The organism is Flavicella sp. (assembly GCF_029238425.1).
GTDB lineage: Bacteria > Bacteroidota > Bacteroidia > Flavobacteriales > Flavobacteriaceae > Flavicella.
Genome location: NZ_JAQWGB010000194.1, coordinates 1 through 3,538, shown reverse-complemented (window position 1 = coordinate 3,538; position 3,538 = coordinate 1). Strand labels below are relative to the sequence as shown.

2 protein-coding genes and 1 pseudogene are annotated in these 3,538 nt (G+C 33.0%); 1 reads left to right on the top strand and 2 read right to left on the bottom strand.

Annotation, left to right across the window (positions count from 1 at the left end; all coding sequences use genetic code 11):
• The first annotated feature begins 133 nt into the window (after nucleotides 1–133).
• Nucleotides 134–1,552 (top strand): HD domain-containing protein, encoded by a 1,419-nt coding sequence (locus tag P8H68_RS13245; protein ID WP_300326121.1) that lies wholly within the window; start codon nucleotides 134–136, stop codon nucleotides 1,550–1,552.
• 81 nt (nucleotides 1,553–1,633) lie between these two features.
• On the opposite strand, the gene P8H68_RS13240 is transcribed toward P8H68_RS13245, so the two are convergent.
• Together P8H68_RS13240 and P8H68_RS13235 are read right to left on the bottom strand one after the other, a co-directional pair.
• The gene (locus tag P8H68_RS13240) at nucleotides 1,634–2,641 is read right to left on the bottom strand and encodes a glycosyltransferase (RefSeq protein ID WP_300326120.1); all 1,008 of its coding nucleotides are present in this window, start codon (nucleotides 2,639–2,641) and stop codon (nucleotides 1,634–1,636) included.
• A 101-nt stretch (nucleotides 2,642–2,742) separates the two neighbouring features.
• Nucleotides 2,743–3,538: pseudogene (locus P8H68_RS13235) on the bottom strand (phospho-sugar mutase); the annotation flags it as partial.

Below are 3,538 nucleotides of genomic sequence, written 5' to 3'. Positions count from 1 at the left end.
CAGAAATAAGTAAAGCTATTTTGGAGAGCGTAGATTATGTGGTAGATTTGCAGCACGATTCAAAAAGTGATAAATCGTCTAGAATATTAAAAATAAATACAGACGGCACTATTGAAGTGATTAGAGATTGAATATGAATCCAAATAATTATAAAAAAGCGTTACAACACGCTATATTCCCATATATAACGGAAGCTACTGAGTTACTAAATTTAAAAAGTTTTGTGATTGGTGGTTTTGTGCGAGATTTTATTTTGCAAAGAGGAATTACAAAAGACATTGATGTCGTTGCGGTGGGTAGTGGTATAGAATTGGCAAAAAAGGTTGCACAATTACTACCTACAAGACCCAAAGTTCAGGTTTTTAAAACTTATGGAACTGCCATGTTGCGATATCAAGATGTAGAGATTGAGTTTGTTGGAGCAAGGAAGGAGTCTTATACTGAAAACAGTAGAAATCCAGAAGTGTCCGTTGGTTCTTTACAAGACGATCAAAATAGAAGAGATTTTACAATCAATGCGATGGCATTGAGTTTGAATAAGGATTCTTATGGTGAGTTACTGGATCCATTCGGTGGCATTGCTGATTTGCAATCTAAAATTATTAGAACACCGTTAAATCCTGATATTACTTATTCCGATGATCCTCTTAGAATGATGCGAGCAATTCGTTTTGCTACTCAGTTGGATTTTGAGATAGAAAAAGGTTCTTTGGATGCAATCCATAGAAACTGTGAAAGAATTGATATCATCACCAAAGAACGGATTGTTGTCGAACTTCAAAAAATCATGGAGTCTCCTGTTCCTTCTATCGGTTTTCTTTTGTTGGAAAAAACAGGTTTGTTAGAAAGATTGATTCCCGAACTTACTGATTTAAAAGGGGTCGATGAATTGGAAGGGCAAAAGCACAAGGATAATTTTTATCATACGTTGGAAGTGGTAGATAATATTGCTCCGAATACGGATGATGTGTGGTTGCGTTGGGCAGCATTATTACATGATATTGGAAAAGCGCCGACAAAAAGATTTGATAAAAAAAACGGTTGGACTTTTCATGCACATGAATTTGTGGGCTCAAAAATGGTCTATAAATTATTCAAAAGGTTAAAAATGCCGCTGAATAATAAGATGAAGTTTGTTCAAAAAATGGTTCTTTTAAGTTCACGTCCTATTGTCTTAGCAACCGATGTTACGGATTCCGCAGTAAGACGTCTGATTTTTGATACTGGAGAAGACTTAGATAGTTTGATGACCTTGTGTGAAGCAGATATTACTACCAAAAATCCTGTAAAATTTAAAAGATATCATAACAATTTTAAAGTTGTTAGGGATAAGGTGAAAGAAGTAGAGGAAAGAGATCGCGTTCGTGATTTTCAACCTCCAATCTCTGGAGAGTTAATTATGGAGACCTTCAATTTGAAGCCTTGTAGAGAAATAGGACAAATAAAAGATGCTATCAAAGAGGCTATCTTAGATGGAGAAATTTCGAATGAATATAATCAGTGTTTCGAATTTATGATTGCTAAGGGAGAAGCCTTAGGATTGAAGAAGTAAAAGAGGGTGTAGATACTATAAAAATCCATTTGAAAATTTTCAAATGGATTTTTTTATGAAATGAAAATTAATTTTATAGATTCAATCTTTTAAAAATAAACTGTCAATTTTTTGAGAACAATTTCCCCAAGAATGTTCTAGTACGGTTTCTCTAGTATTGGTCTGAATTAAGTCTGCTTGTCTAATAAACTCTATAACTTCTTCATAATTAGTATGTGCGTCAAACAAGAATCCATTAACTCCATGATCTATAATGTCGTTACAGAAACCAGTCTTTGAAGCAATCGGAAAACAGTTAGAAAGCATAGCTTCCAATAAAGGAACCGGTCCCCCTTCTAAAAAAGAAGCAGAAATAAAAGTGTCTATTTTATTATAAAGTTTAGGGTATTCAGCATAATCAGCATTATTGATATAAGTGAAATTTGCAAGAGAACTAAGCTCTTCATATTTGTCAAAATTTTCCCAAAGAACTCCTATTATGTAAAAATTCTTTTCAGGCATGTTTTTAATAATGTTGAAAATTAATTCTGGGTTTTTACGGTCACTGTAAGCACAACAAAAACCAACAGCTCCAGATTTTCTTTCGTGAGGATAGAATGTTTCAGGACTTGATGCGATATGAATTACCTCAATTTTTTCTTTTTTCACACCTACCTCAATGAGTTGTTTTTTCGTGATAGAATTTAAACAGATCACTTTATGAGCTTTATTCAAACACCATGAGATGTGAGTTTTACTATAAGAATTTGTCCAATGTTGATGTGTATACATCACTATGTTTTTTCTGTTTAAAATAAACGGATTGTGACGTATTGCACGACAGAAATAATTTGGGAAAATGAAAAAATAAGCATCAGTTTGAGGTAGGTTTCTCAGTTTTGCATGAAAATAAGGTTTTGCATTTAATTTAGAGAACTTAGATAACCGTCTTACTTTTGCACCGAAAATCCAATCCTTGTCGGCATCTCTTGCAACATAGGTTATTGAGTTTATACCTTTGATGTCTTTTTCAAAAGACAACCATGCTTTGAGCGAAGCTATTTGATATTTCCACTTGAATAGGATATTGAAAATTAAATGCTCTTTCATAAGATTGACGGACATAATGTTATATAGTGTGTAAATTAAAAAACTCATTTTAGATTCTTAATCTAAAATGAGTTTTTTATTTTATAAATTCAGAATTCAAATTATAAATTCAATTCTTTTATAATTCTCTGAATTTTAGCATCCAAATCATTTTCCGTTTGCTCGGCATTTTCAATTGCAGTACAAGGTCCATTTACACTAAAGTAAAATTTAATTTTAGGTTCCGTTCCGCTTGGTCTTGCCGCAACTCTTGTTCCATTTTCTGTATAAAAAATAAGAACATTAGATTTTGGCATGTCGATAACACTTTCCTCACCTGTCAATAAGTTTTTTCTTACTGAAGAGTCGTAGTCATAAACAAATTCAACTTTTTCACCGTCAATTTCTTTAGGTGCATTCGCTCTCATGTCAACCATCATTTGTGAGATTTGAGCTGCTCCATCCATTCCTTTTTTAGTAATTGAGATAAGATGTTCTTTATAGAAACTATGGTTTACGTATAATTGTAATAATTCATTGTAGAAAGAACTTCCTTGTGCTTTTGCATACGTTGCAATTTCACAAGCTAATAAAGCCGATGTAATTGCGTCTTTGTCTCTCACAAAATCTCCAACCATGTACCCAAAACTTTCTTCACCTCCTCCGATAAAGTTCAATTCAGGGAAGTCAACGATCATTTTGGCAATCCATTTAAAACCAGTCAAACATATTTTTGTTTCTACATCATAGGAAGAAGCTATATCTCCAACCATATCTGTAGATACGATAGTAGTTCCTACAAACTGTTTACCGTTTAGTTTTCCTTCTTTTTGCCATTTTTTCATTAAGAAATCTGTCATGACAACCATAGTCTGGTTACCATTCAATAATTTCATCTCTCCATTTAAATCTCTAACA

Bases quoted from the DNA above. Each gene is read 5' to 3' on its own strand.
- P8H68_RS13245 (WP_300326121.1), top strand. From the start codon at position 134: ATGAATCCAAATAATTATAAAAAAGCGTTACAACACGCTATATTCCCA.
- P8H68_RS13240 (WP_300326120.1), bottom strand. From the start codon at position 2,641: ATGAAAGAGCATTTAATTTTCAATATCCTATTCAAGTGGAAATATCAA.